The sequence below is a fragment of the Chitinophaga silvisoli genome (assembly GCF_003412465.1).
Lineage (GTDB): Bacteria > Bacteroidota > Bacteroidia > Chitinophagales > Chitinophagaceae > Chitinophaga > Chitinophaga silvisoli.
Map to the genome: position 1 here is coordinate 272943 of NZ_QTJV01000001.1, position 21983 is coordinate 294925.

The window sequence follows — 21983 nt, forward strand, 5'->3', positions numbered from 1 at the left end:
AAGTGAAAGGTGAATTGTGAATTTCATTCGCCATTCACTTTTCACCTTTCATGTTTTCAAACGGTTAATTTTAAACCAATGAACAAGCTCAGAAATTACTTCCGGGAATCCTATCATGAACTGGTGCATAAAGTATCCTGGCCTACCTGGCAGGAACTGCAATCCTCAACAATGATTGTTCTGATCGCTACTGTGGTGATTACCCTCATTGTTTGGGGTATGGATGCCCTGTCAAACGTGGTGTTAACACAGTACTATAAAATGTTCTAATAATGATTGAAGCATCCAATAACCCTGCAGAAGAAACAAATGTTCCGACTCAGGATACCAAATGGTATGTACTGAGAGTGGTAAGTGGAAAAGAAAAGAAGGTAAAAGAATACCTGGATATTGAGGTGCGTCGTTCCGATTGGGGAAATGTAATCACACAGATCTTCTTACCCGTTGAAAAAGTATACAAAGTTCAGGCCGGTAAGAAAGTGATGCGCGAAAAGAACTTTTATCCTGGTTATGTAATGATCGAAGCGATCGATGGTAAAATGACCGACGAGGTTATCCAATCCATCCGCAACGTTTCCGGTGTTATTCACTTCCTCGGTAAGGAAAAGCCAATCGCCCTGCGTAAAGCTGAAGTAAATAAAATGTTAGGTAAAGTTGATGAACTGTCCGATTCAGGACTGACCATGAGCGAACCTTTCATCGTCGGAGAAACTATCAAGATCATCGATGGTCCATTCAATGACTTTAACGGTATTATCGAAGAAGTAATTGAAGACAAGAAGAAGCTGAAAGTAACTGTGAAGATCTTCGGTCGCGCTACTCCGGTAGAACTGAACTTCATGCAGGTAGAAAAAATAAGCTAAAGATTTTAGGTTTTTTAATAGGAGCCGTTCCGAAAGGGGCGGCTTTTTTTGTGCCCTATAATTCTTAAAGTTGTGGCCCGCCATAGAAAACGCTCCCCGGCTGCCCTTACTGCCATCCGCCAGACCACCATCTTTTAATAGTATTCTAATTCCAGATCCTTCCTCTTATCGATACCTTTGCAAGGTGAAGATACTACTGATAGAAGACGAGCCCAAAGTCGCCGCTTTCATCAAAAAAGGACTGGAAGAAGAACAACACCAGGTGGAAGTAGCTTACGACGGTGAAATCGGGCATAAAGCAATCATGCAGCACGATTACGATGTGATCATCATGGATGTGATGCTCCCATACATGAACGGCCTGCAACTAAGCAAAAGCATCCGCGACCAGGGGATCCGTACCCCCGTCCTCATGCTCACCGCCCTCAATACCACTCCCGACATCGTAGACGGCCTCAATGCCGGCGCAGACGACTACCTCGCCAAACCATTTCACTTCAGTGAACTCCTGGCCAGAACAAACGCCCTGCACCGCCGCACTGCCGAATTTAAAGCCTCCGCCTCCAAACTTAACTTCATGGACCTCACCCTGGACCTGGATACCAAAACAGCCTCCCGGGAAAACAGAGAAATCATTCTCACCGCCAAGGAATATGCCCTGCTCGAACTGTTCATGAAAAACTGTAATAAAGTCCTCTCCCGTGCATATATCGCCCAAACCGTATGGGGACTGGACTTCGACAGCGGTACCAACACCATCGATGTATACATCAACTACCTCCGTAATAAGATTGAAAAAGGATTCTCTGGCGACCGCCTCATACATACGGTAGTCGGCATGGGATATGTAATGAAGACGAAATAACAGGTTATGAAGATCCGTCACCGCCTGGCATTGCAGTTTACCGTCCTATCAGGGTGCATCCTGTTGGTCATCTTTATTCTCGTATACCTGCTGCTGCAGAGCTATGTGAACAATACCTTCTTTAGCCAGCTGGAAGACCGTGCACTCATTACCGCCCAGGTATTTCTCGAGAAAGATGAACTGGCCAGGAAGAAATGGAAAGATGTTGAAAAGAAATACATCCAGGCCATTCCCGGCGAAGATGGCATGATTTACGATGAAGCTAACCAGCCCGTTTTTATTGAACCCGGCGCCGTAAACATAGCACCCGCCATTATCCAGGCAGTACGCTACCATAAAAAATACCGCTTTCATTATAAAGGCAATCCTGCTGTAGGCCTGTATTATACTGACAACCAGGGGAACTTCGTCATCTTCGTTACCGCTGGTAATGAAGCCGGGCAAGCACAATTGATGCATAATCTCTGGATCCTGGGAGGCACCTTTGCACTTGGGATGCTCATGGTATTCCTGCTGGGACAATGGTTCTCTTTCCGAGCACTGCGCCCCATTAATTACATTAACAGTCAGGTGAAAAATATTCGTGCCTCTAACCTGCACGCCCGTGTGAAAAAGAGCCGGAACGATGATGAAATCGATGAACTGGCCAGCAATTTCAACGACCTGCTGGAACACCTGGAGAAAGCATTTCACATGCAGCAATCCTTTGTCTCCAATGCATCGCATGAACTGCGTACACCCCTGACAGCTATCATCACCGAACTGGAAGTCATTCTTCAAAAACAACGCAACCAGGAAGATTATATCAAAACGCTTCGCTCTGTACTGGATGAATCGGCCAAGCTGAAAACCATTACCAATGGGCTGCTGGAACTCACACAGGCAGATACCGATACTCAAGCAGGCAAAGAACATATCAGGCTGGATGAACTACTCTGGGATCTGCGGGAAGAATGGGCGAATAAACATCCGGAGCAATTACTGAATGTACAGATGCTGCAATTGCCCGAAGATGCTACCCGGCTTGAAATAACAGGTCACCGGGAATTGCTGATCCTGGCGATTAAAAATATCATCAAGAACGCGTTTAAGTTCTCCAATAATCAGGCTGTGGACGTGGCGCTGGATTGCCAGCAGGAGCAATTGTTAATTACTATTACAGACCATGGCATTGGTATTTCTCCTGAAGATGCGGCGCGCATTTTCCTGCCATTGTTCCGTGCCAATAATGCACGAATTTATCCCGGATTTGGTATTGGTTTATCTATGGCTCAAAAGATCGTTCAGGCACACAAGGGACAGATTGCTGTGAGCAGTGAACCCGGTCAGGGCAGTACGTTCAGCATTTCATTTCCTGCTCCACAGCACATTTAACGTTTCCTTCACGACAAAAGATTAAATCTAACCGGGTTTTAATTTACCTCTAACAAGGCCCTAATACCAGCGTTGCAATTTTACATGCGTTAAAATATCCGAAACGATCATGTATCTGAAACGTATATTATTCCTTTTCCTATATCTCGCGGTTATAAGACCTGTAGCAGCAGCACAGACTGATACTGTACGTTATGCATTGCCGGATGCTGAAAAGGTTTTTCTTGAAAATAATTTGTCATTGCTGGCAGGGAAACTGGACATCCCCATTGCAGCCGCAAAGATCCTGCAGGCGAAGGCATGGCCAAATCCTACGCTCACGGTTGATAACATACAGCTGTATACCAATAGAACTACTGAAGCTACACCCCCATTATTTGGTAATTTCTGGAGAGACAGAACTTTTAGTGCACAACTGGAACAGCTGATTTATACGGCCCGGAAGCGAAAGAAAAACATTGACCTGGAAACAAGCAATAAAGACCTCGCTGCCAGCAATTTCCTGGATGTATTACAGGCCCTCAAAGCCGATTTCAGGCAAACGGAAGCATCTTTATTATATCTACAGCAGATCCGGGGTGATCAGTTATTTCAACTGGGCGTAGTGAATACTTTGCTGAAAGCACAACAGGCGATGCTAAAGCAGGGGAATATTTCACAGACAGAAATGTACCGCATCAAAGCATTACAGATCTCCCTCCAATCTGATATCAATGCAACTCACGAAGACCTGACTGCTCAGCAGGAGCACCTGAAAAATTTGCTGGCATTGAATGCGAATGTCTACCTGGTACTGGAAGATCCGACAGCTACTGCCGATATGGTTAGTGAACTGCAACAACATCCTTTGCAGGAATTGCTTACACAGGCTGCACAACATAATGCGGGTATTATGGCTGCACAGCGGCAAAAAGATGTGAGTGTGGCAGCATTGAGTGTTGAAAAAGCGAATGCCGTACCTGATGTGACCCTGAATGCTAATTATGAAAGGGCAGGAAATGTGCAGAACAACTTTATGGGAGTAGGGGTAAGCATGGACCTGCCATTTTTCAACAGGAATAAGGGCAATATCAGGGCTGCACAGTTGGCCGTACAACAAAGTGATCTGCTGGAAAAAAATAAGATCAACGAGGTGAATAATGCGGTGGTAAAAGAATGGACGGATCTGCACAAGGCCATTGGATTGTATGAAAGCATTGATACCGACTACCTGGACAAACTCGATACGATGGTAGAAGGCATCAGCCGCAACTTCGTGAACCGGAATATCAGTCTGCTGGAATTCTTAGATTTCTTCAGCTCTTTCCGTGACAGCAAGCAGCAATACTATGCTGCTATTAAGAATATCAGTATGAAAAAAGCTACGCTTAATTACTTAACCGGAACAGAGCTCTAAACAACGCATGATGTACCGTATATTTTACATAGGGCTGGCAATAATCCTGCTATCTGCCTGCCATAATTCTACTGCCACAACCACTAACAGCCAGGATACCAGTACCTGCATTATTTCTACCGGTCTGAAACCGCTGATTCAGCTGACACCATTGTCAGAAGCTCCTGTACATGGGGAGCTGGAACTGACGGGGAGTGTAAGTTATGACCAGGACCACCTGTACCGCTATCAATCACTTGCCAGTGGTGTAGTGAAAGATGTGCGTTTTAACCTGGGGGATTATGTGATCAAAGGACAGGTATTGGCAGAAATAAGGACAACGGAACTGAGTGACCAGTCAGCCGGACTACGGAAAGCAGAAGCAGCACTGACATTGTCAGAAAGACAATTGAGAGCGACTGGCAGTCTGCACGATGACGGGATCGCATCTGACAAAGAATTGCTGGAAGCACAGAATGAAGTGGCAGCCGATAAACTGGAAATAAACAGGATTAAAGAGACGCTCACTATTCAGGGAGGTAGTGTGGATAAAGGGGTATTACTGATCCATGCGCCGATGAGTGGTTATATCGTGGGGAAGAAAATGACAACGGGTTACCAGGTGAATGCAGGCGATGATGATCTGTTTATCATTTCTGATCTGAAGAAGGTGTGGGTGATGGCAAATGTGTATGCGGCACAGTTAGGTATGGTGAAGGTGGGGCAGGAAGTGGCGATCAGTACGACTGCTTACCCGGGGAAAGTATTTGCAGGTAAGATTGCACGGCTCTCCAACATTTTTGATCCGGAGGAAAAAGTGATGAAGGCAGTTGTGGAAATAGACAACGCAGGCCTTGAATTAAAACCGGACATGATGGTGAGTGTGAATGTGCATATGAACATGGAGGAAAAGGCACTGGCGGTACCACTGAATGCCGTGATCTTTGATGATGATACCTACCATGTAGTGGCTTATCATGGTGATTGTGATGTACGTGAATTAACTATATCACCCTTATCGCACGATAAGCAGTTTTATTATGTGAATGAAGATGTATTGCACAAAGGTGATACGATCATCAGCCGCAACCAGTTACTGATCTATAACCAGCTGAAAGGAAGATAGTATGAATAAGCTAGTAGAAAAGATAGTTGGCTTCGCACTGAAGAACCATACCCTGGTATTGTTCTTTACATTCCTCCTGATTGTAGCTGGTATAGTCGCCATTAAGAATACATTGATAGAAGCCTATCCGGATGTAACGAATACCCGTGCACGAATTATAACACAATGGCCGGGCAGGAGTGCGGAAGAGATAGAGAAGTTTGTGACTTTGCCAATTACCAAAGAGATGAGCACTATTCCGGGTAAGACGGATGTGCGTTCTATATCACTCTTTGGATTATCGGTCGTCACTGTGAATTTTGAAGATCATGTAGAAGATTTTTATGCACAGCAGTATGCCAGTAACCGGATGCGGAATGTGGATTTACCTGCGGGTGCAGATGCAGAAATAGAGCCACCTTATGGAGCAACGGGAGAGATCTTCCGGTATGTGATCAGGAGTAAGGACAGGCCTATCCGTGAATTGAGTGCCTTGCAGGAATGGGTGATCAGCAGGGAGCTTTTGTCGGTACCTGGGGTGGCAGATGTGAATAGTTTTGGCGGGGAGGAAAAGAGTTATGAAATCAGGGTGAATCCTACAGAATTATCGAATTATGGATTGACGGCACTGGATGTATTTCAGGCCATCAGTAAAAGTAATATCAACGTGGGTGGCGATGTGATTCAGAAGGGGAGCCAGGCCTATGTAGTGCGTGGTGTGGGTTTGCTGGAGAAGACGGCTGATATTGAGAATATTCTCATCACAAATGTGAAGGGTACCCCGGTGTTGGTGAAGAATGTGGCGAGTGTAGTTGTGACGGGCAAACCAAGATTGGGCAGAGTGGGTTTGAATGGAGATGATGACCTGGTAGAAGGGATTGTGATCATGCTGAGAGGGGAGAATCCTGGTAAGGTGATTGAGAAGCTGCGGGAGCGGATTGCAGATCTGAACAACCGGATCCTGCCGAAAGATGTTAAGATAGAGCCCTTCCTTGACAGGACGGAGCTGGTAGATAAGACCATTACAACTGTTACACATAATCTCATAGAAGGGATTTTGCTGGTCTCCATTGTTGTGTTTGTGTTTCTGTATAACTGGCGAACTACAGTGATTGTGGCATCTGTGATCCCGCTGGCATTTTTATTTGCCTTGCTGATGTTGCGGATCCAGGGCTTGTCGGCAAACCTGATCTCCATTGGTGCAGTGGATTTTGGTTTATTGCTGGAGGGAACGATGGTGATAGTGGAGCATGTATTTGCCAGTATGGACAGGCGTGCCCGTGAGATGGGCATGGAGGCATTCAACGCTATGCCGAAGGATGGTTTCATTCGGGATAAAGCGAGAAGTGTGGGAAAGTCGATCCTGTTTGCACAGGTGATCCTGATCGTAGCGTTGATGCCTATTTTTACTTTTCAGAAAGTGGAGGGAAAGATGTTTTCTCCCCTGGCATTTACATTGGGTTATGCCCTGTTGGGGTCTCTTTTACTGAGTCTGACTTATGTGCCGGTGATGTGTAAGCTGCTATTGAGCAGGAATGTGGTAGACAGGCATAGTGCGGTAACGGAGTTTTTCAGGAAGATTATCTTCCGTTTGTTCCGGTTTGCTACGAGGTACAGGAGGGGGACGATCATTGGGTTCTTTGTACTGCTGGGTGCTTGTATCCTTGGTTTTGGCAGTATGGGTACGGAGTTTATTCCCAAGTTGAATGAGGGGGCAATTTATATCAGGGCGACATTGCCGAGTAGCGTGAACCTGGATGAATCTGTGAGATTGACGAAGGAGATGAAGGCACAGTTGCGAAGTTTTGACGAGGTACAGTTTGTGCTGACACAAACGGGGAGACCGAATGATGGAACGGATCCTACGGGTTTTTTCAACATCGAGTTCCATGTGCAGCTGAAGGACGAGGGGCAGTGGAAGCATCATATCACGAAGGAGCAGTTGTTGGATCAGATGGAGGCGAAACTGGGGGTATATCCCGGGATAGTGTTTGGGTTTAGTCAACCGATCATGGATAATGTGGAAGAATATGTAGCGGGTGTAAAGAGTGCATTGGTGGCGAAGGTCTATGGCAATGATCTGCCCTCGCTGGAGCGTGCGGCGGATAGTATAGCGGCTGTGATTAAGGGGATCAGGGGGATAGAGGATGTGAATGTGTTCAGGAATATAGGTGCACCGGAGTTAAGGATTAAGTTGAGTGAGGCGAGGATGGCGAGATATGGAATAAGTATGGAAGATGCGCAGGCGGTGGTAGAGATGGCGATAGGCGGGAAGGCGGCATCTACCTTTTATGAGGGAGAAAGGATGTTTGAGATCAGGGTGCGGTACGATGAGCATTTCAGGCAATCGGAGCAGGAGATCAGGAATATATTGGTACCGGCGGCGGGCGATGCGAAGGTGCCATTGTCGGAGATAGCGGATATTGGGTTTTTTACGGGGCCTGCATTTATCTACAGGCAGGGGAGCAGCCGGTATATAGCGGTTGGTTTTTCAGTGAGGGGCAGGGATCTGGGAAGTACGATAGCGGAGGCGCAGGAGAAGGTGGGGAAAAGGGTGAAGTTGCCGGAGGCATATAAGCTGGAATGGGCAGGGGAGTTTGAGAGTCAGCAGCGGGCTACGGGCAGGCTGGCATATATAGTACCGATTTCGTTGTTGCTGATAGGGTTCCTGTTGTATATCAATTTCAATAACCTGAAGGATACGTTGTTGTCGCTGATCACGGTGCCTTTTGCCTTTATGGGGGGATTTTTTTCCTTGTGGGTGACGAATACGATATTCGGTATATCGGCGGGGATAGGATTTATCATTTTGTTTGGGGTAGGAACGATAGACGGGATCATATTGATTTCGGTGATGAAGAGTTATTGGGAGAAGGGGATGCCATTGAAGGAGGCGATAGAGAGTGGGGTGAGGGATAGGATCAGGCCAGTGTTTATGATTGCGGTGATGGGGTCTTTGGGTTTGTTGCCGGCGGCGTTGAGTCATGGTATGGGGTCGGAAATCCAGAAGCCCTTGGCGATCATGATTGTGGGGGGATTGGTAGTATGTATGTTATTGAGTCTGATGGTATTGCCGCAGTTTTTTTATTGGGCGTACAGGAAGAAGTAGGAAAAACAGGAAAGGGAAAAACACTTTTGGCTCCGGCAAAAGTGTTTTTCCCTTTGGGGCTGGCGTGTGGCCGGCAAAATGCAGTTATTTTTTCCTTGTGAGGTGAATTTCCATGCTTTTGACTTCTTTTCCGTCTTTGCCGGTGTAGTACATTTCCATCAGGTGGTGGTCGTCGTCCTGGATGGTGATGACTTCTTTCATTTCTATATCTTTTCCTGCCATGGGGTCATAGGTTTTGCCGGTGAGGGTGAGGGAGTGGGAGGCATCGTCCCAGGTGCCTTCGAGCATCATGATGCCGGTGCCCATGTTGTCTACCCATGCATTTTGGAAGATTTTCTTGGCGTTGTCGTAGGCGAGGAGGCTATGGCCTTCGAAATCCATGCCTTCCATTTTGCCTTTGTGAATGGATTCCTGGTATCGGCCGCCGAGGATCATTTTATTTTCGGTGATGCCGGTGGATTTGGAGGGGGGAGCGCCGGGGGCCATCCAGAAGGTGGATTCGTAAGTCCAGGTACCGTTGGAGTGGGCAAGCATCTGGTGGATTTTTCCTGGGGTCATATAGTCCATCCAGGCTTTCTGTGCTTCCTGATCTTGTGCGAAGATGGGGATAGCGGCGAGGATGGGGATGCATAGTAGCAAGAGACGTTTCATGATTTGGTGGAGTTTAAGTATATAAATAACAAGGTAGGGAAGGAGAAGGTTGAAGGCGGGGGCAACAATAAATTTATGTGGGGAGGGCTAGGAATTCCGGTAAATTCCATTAGATTTGCCATAGAGGGTGCCGGAACTCATTGTTAACCTTCCCTATATAAAATATATACCGGTATAGTTTTGCAATAGAATTGTAAAATTTTAACCCCAAATAGATGATAATAGCAAAAAGGATGCCCGAAAGCAAATTCTTTTTGTGATTTATTATATTATTATATACCTTTGCATCCCCTTCAAAAGGTAAATTTTTTTTCTCCTTTTAGCTTTGGGAGTCTCGCAAGAGACGAGACGTTTCACCAAATAAATTATTTAAACATGGCAAAAGAGATCGCTACGTACGTGAAATTGCAGGTTAAAGGCGGCGCGGCCAACCCTGCACCTCCGATTGGTCCTGCCTTGGGTTCCAAGGGTGTGAACATCATGGAGTTCTGTAAGCAGTTCAATGCCCGTACCCAGGATAAGGCTGGTAAGGTATTGCCTGTATTGCTGACAGTTTACACAGACAAGTCTTTTGATTTCGTAATTAAGACTCCTCCTGCAGCTGTACAGTTGCTGGAAGCAGCCAAATTGCAGAGTGGTTCCAAAGAGCCAAACCGTAACAAGGTTGGTAAAGTTACCTGGGCTCAGGTAGAAGCTATCGCGACTGATAAGATGGCTGACCTGAACTGTTTCACAAAGGAAAGCGCCATGAAGATGGTAGCTGGTACTGCCCGTTCTATGGGTATTACTGTGGATGGTAACGCTCCGTGGAGCAACTAATTGTTTCACCTGTGTATAACGGGTTAACTTTTTAAAACATTTTGCAATGGCAACTAAGAAAAGAAAAGTAGCTGATACAAAAGTGGACAAGAACAAGATCTACTCTCTGAAAGAGGCGTCCACAATTGTAAAAGACATTAACTGCACTAAGTTCGACAGCTCTGTCGATTTACATATCCGTCTGGGCGTTGATCCCAAGAAAGCAGACCAGGCTATCCGTGGTTCCGTAACGCTTCCCCACGGTACTGGTAAAACTAAACGCGTTCTGGTACTTTGCACGCCTGACAAAGAGGCTGCTGCGAAAGAAGCCGGAGCTGATCACGTTGGTTTGGACGAGTATATCCAGAAGATTGAAGCTGGCTGGACCGATATCGATGTAATCGTAGCAACTCCTGCTGTGATGCCTAAGATTGGTAAGCTGGGTAAGATCCTGGGTCCCCGTAACCTGATGCCTAACCCTAAGACTGGTACTGTTACAAACGATGTAGCGGCTGCAGTAAACGAGGTGAAAGGTGGTAAGATTACCTTCAAGGTAGATAAGGCTGGTATCATTCACGCTTCTATTGGTCGTGTATCATTTGCACCTGAAAAGATCGAGCAGAACTCCCAGGAACTGATCAACGCTATTATCAAGCTGAAACCAGCTACTGCTAAGGGTACTTACCTGAAAGGCCTGGCTATGGCGAGCACAATGAGCCCTGCCATCACGGTTGACACTAAATCTGTTCAAAACTAACTGATTCGCCGGCTGGCAGATCGACAAACTGAGAAAAGCTATGAACAAAGATCAAAAAAATGAAGTGATTGAACTGCTGAAAGGTAAGTTCTCTCAATATAACAACTTCTACATCACAAATACTGAGTCTCTGACTGTTGAGCAGGTTAACAATCTGCGTCGTGTTTGTTTTGACAAGAACGTGGAAATGAAGGTGGCTAAGAACACCCTCATCAGGAAAGCACTGGAATCTCTGGATGCTGAGAAATATGCAGGTGTATTTGATGCACTGAATGGTGTAACTGCCCTGATGTTCTCTGATTCTCCAAAGGAACCAGCTGTAATCATCTCTTCTTTCCGTAAGGACAACAAGAAAACTGAAAAGCCTGAGCTGAAAGCTGCTTTTGTAGGTGATGAAATCTACACTGGTGATGCGCAACTGGCTAACCTGGTTAAGATCAAGACCAAGAACGAACTCATTGGAGACGTTATCGGTCTGTTGCAATCTCCTGCTAAGCGTGTTATCGCTGGTTTGCTTGAGAAAGCAAAGAAAGAGGGCGCAGGTGAAGCTGTTGCTCCAGCAGCTGAATAAGCTGATAGTGAGTGTAACAAGCTCACGACCAATAAATTATGGCTTCCAAGTCACAATATAAATTATCAATTTAACATTCAAATTCTTAAAAACATTATACAATGGCAGACGTTAAAGCATTAGCCGAACAATTAGTAGGTTTAACTGTTAAGGAAGTACAAGAACTGGCAGACGTTCTGAAGAGCGAATATGGTATCGAACCAGCTGCTGCTGCAGTTGTTGTAGCTGCTGACGGCGGTGGAGCTGCTGCTGCAGAAGAAAAAACTGCCTTCAACGTTATCCTGAAATCTGCAGGTGCTAGCAAACTGAACGTAGTTAAGATCGTTAAGGATCTGACTGGTCTTGGTCTGAAAGAAGCTAAGGAACTGGTAGACGGTGCTCCAAAGGAACTGAAAGCTGGTGTTAGCAAGGCTGAAGCAGAAGACCTGAAAGCTAAGCTGACTGAAGCTGGCGCTGAAGTTGAAATTCAGTAATTCTTTGCTTAAGAATACCTCTTTATAAAGGTCAAAAGTGCTTTTTGGCACTTTTGGCCTTCTTCCCTTTGGGAAAGTGTCTTTTTCGGAGCGTCAAAAGGGGAAAATCACCGGGTCGGTGGATTTGACAATTAGGAGAAGACAGAAATTTTTGAGGGTAATTGGCAAAGAATCCTTAATTTCCCCGATTCATGTTGTGATCTACACCTCACAATATTATATAAGTTAATATAACTGCTAACTTCGAATATGTCTCTAAAAAAAGCCCAAACAAGTGAAAGAATAAACTTTGGAAAGATCAAACAAGTAACTGAGACACCGGATCTGTTGGCTATCCAAATTCAATCTTTCAAGGATTTCTTCCAGTTAGAAACCACACCAGACAAGCGTAACAATGAAGGCCTTTTTAAAGTATTCAAGGAGAACTTCCCGATCACAGATACCCGCAATATCTTCAATCTGGAGTTTCTGGACTACTTTGTAGACCCTCCGCGTTATACCATAGAGGAATGTATTGAGCGTGGGCTTACCTATTCTGTACCGCTGAAGGCTAAACTGCGCCTGAGCTGTAACGATGAGGAGCACGTAGACTTCCAGACGATTGTGCAGGACGTGTTCCTTGGGAACATACCCTACATGACTCCGAGAGGTACTTTCGTGATCAACGGAGCCGAACGTGTAGTTGTATCTCAGCTGCATCGTTCTCCTGGTGTATTCTTTGGTCAGTCTATCCACCCGAACGGTACTAAAATCTACTCTGCAAGGGTGATTCCGTTCAAGGGCGCGTGGATGGAGTTTGCAACTGACATCAACAATGTGATGTATGCATACATCGACCGTAAGAAGAAATTCCCCGTAACTACGCTGTTACGTGCTATCGGGTACGAAACAGATAAGGACATCCTGCAGCTGTTCGGGATGGCTGATGAAGTAAAAGCAGACAAGAAGAGCCTTGATAAATACGCAGGTAAGAAACTGGGTGCCCGTGTACTGAGAAGCTGGGTAGAAGATTTCGTAGATGAAGATACCGGTGAGGTAGTGAGCATCGAACGTAACGAAATCGTTCTGGAGCGTGATAGCATCCTCGATGAAGCAAACATTGAGACTATCGTTGACATGGGTGTGAAGAGCGTATTTGTGCAGAAAGAAGAGGTGAGCGGCGACTTCTCCATCATCTACAATACTTTAAATAAAGATACATCCAACTCCGAGCTGGAAGCCGTTCAGCACATCTACCGTCAATTGCGCGGTGCCGATGCGCCGGATGATGAAACAGCAAGGGGTATCATTGATAAATTATTCTTCTCTGACAAGCGTTATGATCTCGGAGATGTAGGCCGTTATAAGATCAACAGGAAACTGGGTCTGCCTACACCACTGGACATGAAGGTGCTGACCAAAGAAGACATTATTGCGATCATCAAGTACCTGGTTCAGCTGACAAACAGCAAGGCGGAAATCGATGATATCGATCACCTGTCTAACCGTCGTGTACGTACCGTAGGAGAGCAGTTATATGCTCAATTTGGTGTTGGTCTGGCGCGTATGGCACGTACCATCCGTGAAAGAATGAACGTTCGTGATAATGAAGTATTTACACCAGTAGACCTGATCAATGCGAGGACACTGTCTTCCGTAATCAATTCTTTCTTCGGTACCAGCCAGTTGAGCCAGTTCCTGGATCAAACCAACCCGCTGTCTGAGATCACGCACAAGCGTCGTATCTCCGCGCTGGGCCCCGGTGGTCTGAGTCGTGAAAGAGCAGGTTTCGAGGTACGTGACGTACACTATAGCCACTACGGCCGTCTCTGTACCATTGAAACCCCGGAAGGTCCAAACATCGGTCTGATCTCCACCCTTTGCGTACACGCTAAGGTGAATGATATGGGCTTTATCGAAACGCCATACCGTAAGGTACAGGATGGTAAAGTTGATATGGAGGCTGTGAAGTTCCTGAGCGCTGAAGAAGAGGATAGTGTGAAGATCGCGCAGGCAAACGCTCCGCTGGATGAAGTGGGTAACTTCGTAAATGATAAGGTGAAATCCCGTGAAACCGGTGACTTCCCAATCCTGGATAGAAGTGAGGTAGAATACATGGACGTGGCTCCGAACCAGATCGTGGGTCTGAGTGCTTCCCTGATTCCGTTCCTCGAGCATGATGATGCCAACCGTGCGTTGATGGGATCAAACATGCAACGTCAGGCAGTACCGCTGATCAATCCACAGGTGCCTATCGTAGGTACCGGTCTGGAAGGAAAGGCAGCCCGCGACTCCCGTCTGCAGATCACTGCTGAAGGTCGTGGTGTGGTAGAATTCGTAGATGCCAATGAAATTCATGTTCGTTACGAGCGTGACGAAATGCAGAAACTGGTATCCTTCGAAGATGATCTGAAGATCTACCACCTGACTAAATTCGTAAAAACCAACCAGAGCACCTGTATCAACCTGCGTCCTGCCGTTAAGAAAGGACAACAGCTGGAATTCGGTGACTTCCTGACTGAGGGTTATGCAACCCGCGGTGGTGAGTTGGCCCTGGGTCGTAACATGAAAGTGGCGTTCATGCCATGGAAAGGTTACAACTTTGAGGATGCGATTGTAATCTCTGAGCGTGTAGGCCGTGAAGACCTCTTCACTTCCATACACATCGATGAATATGAGCTGGAAGTACGTGACACCAAACTGGGTGAAGAAGAACTGACACCAGATATTCCAAACGTAAGTGAGGAAGCAACCAAAGATCTGGATCAGAACGGTATTATCCGTGTAGGTGCGCACATCAAGGAAGGTGACATCCTGATCGGTAAGATCACTCCCCGTGGTGAATCTGATCCTTCTCCTGAAGAAAAACTGCTCCGTGCGATCTTCGGTGACAAGGCTTCCGATGCGAAAGATGCTTCCCTGAAGGCACCTCCAAGCACAGAAGGTGTGGTAATCGACAAGAAATTGTTCAGCCGCGCTAAGAAAGATAAGAACTCCAAGACCCGTGAAAAAGCGGCATTGGAGAAACTGGAAAAAGTACACCAGAAGAATGAAGAAGACCTGCTGGAAGTGCTGATGAGTAAGCTGTTGACACTGCTGAAGGATAAAACTTCCCAGGGTATTACCAACACTTACGGTGAAGTATTGATTTCCAAAGGCTCTAAGTTCTCTTCCAAGAACCTGGCTAACATCGACTTCCAGAACGTGAACCCACTGGGCTGGACTACAGACGATGTAACCAATGATCAGATCAACACACTGCTGCACAACTATAACATCAAGTACAATGAAGAACTGGGACGTTACAAACGTGAGAAGTTCAACATCAGCATTGGTGATGAGTTGCCAGCCGGCGTACTGAAACTGGCTAAGGTTTACCTGGCTAGCAAACGTAAGCTGAAAGTGGGTGATAAGATGGCGGGTCGTCACGGTAACAAGGGTATCGTTGCCAAGATTGTACGTGATGAAGACATGCCATTCCTGGAAGACGGTACACCGGTAGATATCGTACTGAACCCACTCGGGGTACCTTCCCGTATGAACCTGGGTCAGATTTACGAAACTGTACTTGGTTGGGCTGGTCTGAAGATGGGTGTTAAGTTCGCTACACCAATCTTTGATGGTGCTACTACAGAGGAGATCGCAGATTATATCAATAATGCAGGTCTGCCAAGCTTTGGCCATACTTACCTGTATGATGGCGAAACCGGTGAGCGTTTCCACCAGAAAGCTACCGTGGGTGTTATCTACATGCTTAAGCTGAGCCACATGGTGGATGATAAGATGCACGCCCGTTCTATCGGACCATACTCTCTCATTACCCAGCAACCGTTGGGTGGTAAGGCGCAGTTCGGTGGTCAGCGTTTTGGTGAAATGGAGGTGTGGGCACTGGAAGCATATGGTGCATCCAACATTCTGCAGGAGCTGTTAACCATTAAATCTGATGACATTGTAGGCCGTGCCAAAGCTTATGAGTCTATCGTGAAAGGCGATAACATTCCTAAAGCCGGCGTACCGGAATCATTCAACGTATTGATTCATGAGTTACGCGGTCTGGGTCTGGATCTGAAATTTGAATAGTAGTTTAAGCTATAAATAGCTACAAGCTGCAGGAAGCAGTCCCGAAAAAGGGGCGGGCGGCCTGTGGCTTGCAGCTTATAAAGCCGGAACTCTTTTTCCATGTGAATTTTCTTTAAACAACATACAATGGCCATCAAGAAAGAAAATCGTCCTAAATCAAACTTTAATAGCATTACCATCAGTCTGGCGTCTCCGGATAGCATCCTGGAGCGTTCCTATGGCGAAGTGCTGAAGCCGGAAACCATCAACTACCGTACTTATAAGCCGGAGCGTGATGGTTTGTTCTGCGAAAGGATATTCGGCCCTGTAAAGGACTATGAGTGCTACTGCGGTAAATACAAACGTATCCGTTATAAGGGTATCGTGTGTGACCGTTGTGGTGTGGAAGTGACTGAAAAGAAAGTACGTCGCGAAAGAATGGGCCACATCCGCCTGGTTGTACCTGTTGTTCATATCTGGTATTTTAAATCTCTTCCAAATAAGATCGGTTACCTGCTGGGTATGAGCTCCAAGAAACTGGAGACTATCGTGTATTATGAAAGATACGTGATTATCCAGGCTGGTGCTAAGCAGGAGAAAGGCCTGAACTATGGCGATCTCCTGACCGAAGAAGAATATCTCGACATCCTGGATACCCTGCCAAAGGATAACCAGCTGCTGAGTGATGATGATCCTAACAAGTTCATCGCTAAGATGGGTGCTGAAGCGGTAGAAATGATGCTGGCCAGAATCGATCTGGATAGCCTTTCTTACCAGCTGCGTAACCAGGCTGCTACTGAAACCAGCCAGCAACGTAAAGCGGAAGCCCTGAAACGCCTGAGCGTAGTAGAAGCTTTCCGTGAAGCAAATGGTCGTGTTGAAAACCGTCCTGAATGGATGGTGATGCAATATATCCCTGTTGTTCCGCCAGAACTGCGTCCGTTAGTTCCATTGGATGGTGGTCGTTTCGCGTCTTCTGACCTGAACGATCTGTACCGCAGGGTAATTATCCGTAACAACCGTCTGAAACGCCTGATTGAAATCAAGGCACCAGAGGTGATCCTGCGTAACGAAAAACGTATGCTGCAGGAAGCGGTTGACTCCCTCTTCGATAACAGCCGTAAATCAAATGCGGTGAAAGCGGAAGGTGGTCGTGCACTGAAATCCCTCTCCGATGTACTGAAAGGTAAACAAGGTCGTTTCCGTCAGAACCTCCTCGGTAAACGTGTTGACTATTCCGGTCGTTCCGTAATCGTGGTAGGTCCTGAACTGAAACTGCATGAATGTGGTCTGCCAAAAGATATGGCGGCAGAGCTGTTCAAACCATTTATCATTCGTAAGCTGATCGAAAGAGGTATCGTTAAGACAGTTAAATCTGCGAAGAAACTGGTAGACAGGAAGGAAGCAGTAGTTTGGGATATCCTTGAGAACGTACTGAAAGGACACCCGGTAATGCTGAACCGTGCTCCTACGCTGCACCGTCTCTCCATCCAGGCATTCCAGCCTAAACTGGTAGAAGGTAAAGCGATCCAGTTGCACCCGCTCGTGTGTTCTGCGTTCAACGCGGATTTCGATGGTGACCAGATGGCGGTACACGTACCGTTGAGCAATGCTGCGATCCTGGAAGCACAGCTGCTGATGCTGTCTTCACACAACATCCTCAACCCACAGAATGGTACACCAATCACCCTGCCTTCACAGGACATGGTCTTGGGTCTGTATTATATCAGTAAAGGCAAGAAATCTACTCCTACTGAAAAAGTAGAGGGTGAAGGTATGGCCTTCTATTCTGCAGAAGAGGTGATCATCGCTTACAACGAACAGAAAGTGAACCTGCATGCGAATATCCGCGTAAAGGCAAACGTTCGTAACGATAAGGGTGAGATCGTAAACAAGCTGATCGAAACTACTGTAGGTCGTGTGATTTTCAACCAGCACGTTCCAAAAGAAGCTGGGTATGTAAACGCACTGCTGACCAAGAAATCACTGCGTGAGATCATCGGTGACATTATCAAATACACCGACATCCCGAAAACTGCGAAGTTCCTGGATGATATCAAGCAATTAGGTTTCCGTACGGCGTTCCGTGGTGGTCTGTCCTTCAACATCAATGACCTGATCATCCCTGAGGTGAAGCAAGTGATGATTGATAGTGCAACCAGCGAGGTAGACGAAGTATGGGATAACTATAACATGGGTCTGATCACGAATAACGAGCGTTATAACCAGATTATCGATATCTGGTCCCGTGCAGATACCAAAGTAACTGAAACGCTGATCCGTGAGCTGGCAAATGACAAGCAGGGCTTCAACTCTGTGTACATGATGCTTGATTCCGGTGCGCGTGGTTCCAAACAGCAGATCAAGCAGCTGGCAGGTCTGAGAGGATTGATGGCCAAGCCACGTAAGAGTGGTTCTACTGGTTCAGAGATCATCGAAAACCCGATCCTGTCCAACTTCAAGGATGGTCTGAACGTATTGGAGTACTTCATCTCTACGCACGGTGCGCGTAAAGGTCTTGCGGATACGGCGTTGAAAACAGCGGATGCTGGTTATCTGACCCGTCGTCTCGTAGACGTTGCACAGGACGTGGTAATCAACGAAGAAGACTGTGGTACACTGCGTGGTATCGCTACTTCGGCGCTGAAGGACAATGAAGAAATCGTAGAACCATTATACGATCGTATCCTGGGTCGTACATCCCTGCAGGATGTATTTGATCCGCACACTGAAGAGCTCATCGTTGAATCAGGTGGCCTGATCGACGAAGATATCGCTCACCGTATCGAAGCAAGTGCAATTGACACTGTTGAGATCCGCTCTGTACTGACTTGCGAAAGCCGCAGAGGTGTGTGTGTGAAGTGTTATGGTAAGAACCTGGCAACCGGTTATATGACTCAGCGTGGTGATGCAGTAGGTATCATCGCAGCACAGTCCATCGGTGAGCCTGGTACTCAGCTGACACTGCGTACCTTCCACGTGGGTGGTGTGGCTGGTTCTACATCTGTGGATACCGGCTTACAAGCTAAGTTCGAAGGTACCGTACAGTTCGATGGTCTGCGTACCACTACATACGAAAACAACGAAGGAGACAAAGTACAGGTGGTAATTGGCCGTACAGGTGAATTACGTATCGTAGACGTGAAAAACGATCGTCTGCTGATCACCAACAACATCCCTTACGGTTCTACACTGCTGGTGAAAGATGGCCAGAAGGTAGCGAAAGGTGATATGATCTGTACATGGGATCCATACAACGCCGTTATCGTATCTGAAATCGCTGGTAACATCCGTTTTGATAGCATCATTGAAGGTATCACCTTCCGTGAAGAGGCTGATGAGCAGACTGGTCACCGTGAGAAAGTGGTTATTGAAACCAAGGATAAGAACAAGATCCCTTCCCTGTTCGTAGATGGTAACAAGGAAGTGAAATCATACAACTTACCAGTAGGTTCCCACATCGTAATCGAAGAAGGTGAAAGCGTAAGAGCTGGTCAGGTAATCGTGAAGATCCCACGTATCCTCGGTAAACTGAGAGATATCACGGGTGGTCTGCCACGTGTAACTGAACTGTTTGAAGCACGTAACCCAAGCAACCCTGCTATCGTATCTGAGATCGATGGTGTAGTTGCCTTCGGTAACATCAAACGTGGTAACCGTGAGATCATCATCGAAAGCCGTGAAGGTCAGATCAAGAAATACCTGGTGCCATTGACCCGTCATATCCTGGTACAGGATGGTGACTTCGTGAAAGCAGGTACTGCGCTGTCTGATGGTTCAATCACGCCTGCAGATATCCTCTCAATCAAGGGTCCGTTTGCCGTACAGGAATACCTGGTAAATGAGATTCAGGAGGTTTACCGCTTACAGGGTGTGAAGATCAACGACAAGCATATTGAGGTGATCGTGCGCCAGATGATGCGTAAGGTGAACATCGAAGATCCGGGTGATACCCGCTTCCTCGAAGGAGATACCGTAGATAAGTTTGAATTCTTTGAAGAAAACGACCATATATTCGATAAGAAGGTAGTAACAGAAGCTGGTGAATCAAGTATTCTGAAAGCTGGTCAGATTGTTACCCTGCGCCAGGTAAGAGAAGAAAACTCTCTGCTGCGCCGTTCGGACAGGAAACTGGTTGAGTTCCGCGATGCGAAACCAGCTACTTCCAGCCCGCTGCTGCAAGGTATTACCAAAGCGTCTCTGGGTACACATAGCTGGATCTCTGCTGCGTCCTTCCAGGAAACCACCAAGGTACTGTCTTCTGCTGCCATCAACGGTAAGATAGATGACATGCTGGGTCTGAAGGAGAATGTGATCACAGGTCACCTGATCCCTGCAGGTACAGGTTTACGCGAGTTCGAAAACATGATCGTAGGTTCCAAAGAAGAATACGATATCCTGGCATCTTCCAAAGAAGTGTTCCAGTTCGACGAAGAAGAATAAGCGAAACGCTCAAACTATAAAAAAATGTCCCGTGCGTAGTGCCGGGACATTTTTTTTACGTGTAACTTTCGGGCAAATTTCAGGTATTGACTTATTGTGGATACCGATTTTATAAACAAGTTTGACTGTGAAAAAACTCATTGTATTACTGGTCGTAATAGCGGGGATCTGGGCTTGCAACAAGGATAGTGATAGTTCTATCCCGGATACTGCTTCTTATATAAATGTGTATATCGCCAATCCGGAGGCCAGCTACGATGCGGTGTTGGATACAGCTACTTTGGGCACTGGCCTGAGCCTGGGAGAATATAGTGGTTATAAATCATTTACTGCGAAGCGTTATAATTTATACATCTTTGCTACGGGAAACAGGACAGACACGCTGATTCAGGGGCAGATCAGCCTGCGCAATAATCATCATTATACAGTTTTCTTCGAGAAGAACCACAATGGTGTGTTGCAGTTGCTGGCTACAGATGATAAGATCGGGGCGGACAGCAAAACGTCGGGTTACCTGCGTGTAGTGAACCTGAGCGATACATATCTTTCTACAGGAGCGGCTATGGTCCTGGATTTTGATGTGGATAGTACAAGAACGTATACGAACATTGGTTACCTGGGTGTAAGTGTATTCAGGGAGCTCACACCGGGTGCGCATAAACTGGATATACGGAGTGTGTCTGATTCAGTGAGCCGCCTGTATACGAACCCGGAAGATTTTGTGATAGAGGCAGGAAAGACTTATAGTTTCATTGCATATGGGAATGCGCTAAAGCCGGATAGTTTCACCATTGCGACCTTTCAACATAATTAAAATGTGAAAGAGTTGTTAAGAAACTATAGACATTAGTATTATAACGTAAAAACCTTATTTTAGCCGTTTAATTTTTAAAATGTATTTAAGGAGATTAAAAAATCCACCTAACAACATGCGCACTAAACAAATTGTGAAAAGCGGATTATTGGCAGCATTTGCAGCCGGGACTTTTATGGCTTGTCAACAACCTGCTAAACAGAATACCGAATCATCAGCACCTGCAGCAGGTACCAGCGCGTCGGCCGCATCAAACGGTCTCGTTATTGCTTATGTGGATATTGATACTGTAGAAGCCTATTACAACTACTTCAAGCAAAAGAAAACTGAGCTGGAGACGAATCAACAGGCTATAGAAAACGAACTGCAGGCAAACGTACGTGCATTGCAGAACGAAGCTGCTGATTTCCAGCGTAAAGCGAATACGATGACCCAGTCGGAAGGTGAAGCTGCGCAGCGTACCCTGTATCAGAAACAGCAACAGCTGGAAGGCAAAGCGCAGAACATGCGTGCCAAGTATGCTGAACAGGAGAACAAGTTTAACGAAGAACTGCAGAAGCGTCTGAATGATTTCCTGGAGAAATTCAACAGCGACAAGCGTTATGCATACATTATGTCTTACCGTACAGGTGCAAGCAATATCCTGTATAAAGACAAAAAGTATGACATTACTCCAGAGGTGATTAAGGGGCTGAATGAGGCAAATGCAACCGAAGAGAAAAAATAAATAGTTGCTATAGCAAAAAC

At 46.3% G+C, this 21983-nt stretch carries 16 protein-coding genes; 15 read left to right on the forward strand and 1 reads right to left on the reverse strand.

Going from position 1 to position 21983, the window contains the following annotated elements; translation table 11 throughout:
* Window positions 1–78 precede the first annotated feature (78 nt).
* The 7 genes from secE (at window position 79) to DXN04_RS01325 (ending at window position 8691) form a co-directional block, all read left to right on the forward strand.
* Window positions 79–270, forward strand: a complete 192-nt coding sequence (gene secE, locus DXN04_RS01295; RefSeq protein WP_116851502.1) for a preprotein translocase subunit SecE — start codon at window positions 79–81, stop codon at window positions 268–270.
* 2 nt (window positions 271–272) lie between these two features.
* Window positions 273–863 carry a transcription termination/antitermination protein NusG gene (nusG, locus tag DXN04_RS01300; RefSeq protein ID WP_072360736.1) on the forward strand — a complete coding sequence of 197 codons (591 nt, stop codon included), beginning with the start codon at window positions 273–275 and terminating at the stop codon, window positions 861–863.
* A gap of 184 nt (window positions 864–1047) precedes the next feature.
* Window positions 1048–1728, forward strand: coding sequence for a response regulator transcription factor (locus DXN04_RS01305; RefSeq protein WP_116851503.1), 681 nt, complete (start codon window positions 1048–1050; stop codon window positions 1726–1728).
* Window positions 1729–1734: 6 nt separating this feature from the next.
* Complete coding sequence (locus tag DXN04_RS01310) at window positions 1735–3102, forward strand: HAMP domain-containing sensor histidine kinase (protein WP_116851504.1); 1368 nt, start codon at window positions 1735–1737, stop codon at window positions 3100–3102.
* A 109-nt stretch (window positions 3103–3211) separates the two neighbouring features.
* Window positions 3212–4498, forward strand: coding sequence for a TolC family protein (locus tag DXN04_RS01315; RefSeq protein WP_116851505.1), 1287 nt, complete (start codon window positions 3212–3214; stop codon window positions 4496–4498).
* A gap of 7 nt (window positions 4499–4505) precedes the next feature.
* Window positions 4506–5603: an efflux RND transporter periplasmic adaptor subunit gene (locus tag DXN04_RS01320; RefSeq protein WP_116851506.1), complete on the forward strand. Its 1098-nt coding sequence runs from the start codon at window positions 4506–4508 to the stop codon at window positions 5601–5603.
* Window position 5604: 1 nt separating this feature from the next.
* Window positions 5605–8691 (forward strand): efflux RND transporter permease subunit, encoded by a 3087-nt coding sequence (locus tag DXN04_RS01325; protein ID WP_116851507.1) that lies wholly within the window; start codon window positions 5605–5607, stop codon window positions 8689–8691.
* Window positions 8692–8775: 84 nt separating this feature from the next.
* On the opposite strand, the gene DXN04_RS01330 is transcribed toward DXN04_RS01325, so the two are convergent.
* Window positions 8776–9342, reverse strand: coding sequence for a DUF1579 domain-containing protein (locus DXN04_RS01330; protein WP_116851508.1), 567 nt, complete (start codon window positions 9340–9342; stop codon window positions 8776–8778).
* A gap of 375 nt (window positions 9343–9717) precedes the next feature.
* On the opposite strand from DXN04_RS01330, the gene rplK reads away from it, so the two are divergent.
* The 8 genes from rplK (at window position 9718) to DXN04_RS01370 (ending at window position 21963) form a co-directional block, all read left to right on the forward strand.
* Window positions 9718–10161 (forward strand): 50S ribosomal protein L11, encoded by a 444-nt coding sequence (gene rplK / locus DXN04_RS01335; protein WP_072360740.1) that lies wholly within the window; start codon window positions 9718–9720, stop codon window positions 10159–10161.
* Window positions 10162–10207: 46 nt separating this feature from the next.
* On the forward strand, window positions 10208–10897 hold the full coding sequence (gene rplA / locus DXN04_RS01340; protein ID WP_072360742.1) for a 50S ribosomal protein L1: 690 nt from the start codon (window positions 10208–10210) through the stop codon (window positions 10895–10897).
* A 40-nt stretch (window positions 10898–10937) separates the two neighbouring features.
* The gene (gene rplJ / locus DXN04_RS01345; protein ID WP_116851509.1) at window positions 10938–11468 is read left to right on the forward strand and encodes a 50S ribosomal protein L10; all 531 of its coding nucleotides are present in this window, start codon (window positions 10938–10940) and stop codon (window positions 11466–11468) included.
* 101 nt (window positions 11469–11569) lie between these two features.
* On the forward strand, window positions 11570–11941 hold the full coding sequence (gene rplL, locus DXN04_RS01350) for a 50S ribosomal protein L7/L12 (protein ID WP_116851510.1): 372 nt from the start codon (window positions 11570–11572) through the stop codon (window positions 11939–11941).
* 249 nt (window positions 11942–12190) lie between these two features.
* Window positions 12191–16000 carry a DNA-directed RNA polymerase subunit beta gene (gene rpoB / locus DXN04_RS01355; protein WP_116851511.1) on the forward strand — a complete coding sequence of 1270 codons (3810 nt, stop codon included), beginning with the start codon at window positions 12191–12193 and terminating at the stop codon, window positions 15998–16000.
* Window positions 16001–16126: 126 nt separating this feature from the next.
* Window positions 16127–20422: a DNA-directed RNA polymerase subunit beta' gene (rpoC, locus tag DXN04_RS01360; RefSeq protein ID WP_116851512.1), complete on the forward strand. Its 4296-nt coding sequence runs from the start codon at window positions 16127–16129 to the stop codon at window positions 20420–20422.
* A gap of 127 nt (window positions 20423–20549) precedes the next feature.
* The gene (locus DXN04_RS01365) at window positions 20550–21236 is read left to right on the forward strand and encodes a DUF4397 domain-containing protein (RefSeq protein ID WP_158568795.1); all 687 of its coding nucleotides are present in this window, start codon (window positions 20550–20552) and stop codon (window positions 21234–21236) included.
* Between the two features lie 115 nt (window positions 21237–21351).
* A complete protein-coding gene (locus DXN04_RS01370) occupies window positions 21352–21963 on the forward strand; it encodes an OmpH family outer membrane protein (protein WP_158568797.1) in 612 nt (203 codons plus the stop codon).
* Window positions 21964–21983 lie beyond the last annotated feature (20 nt).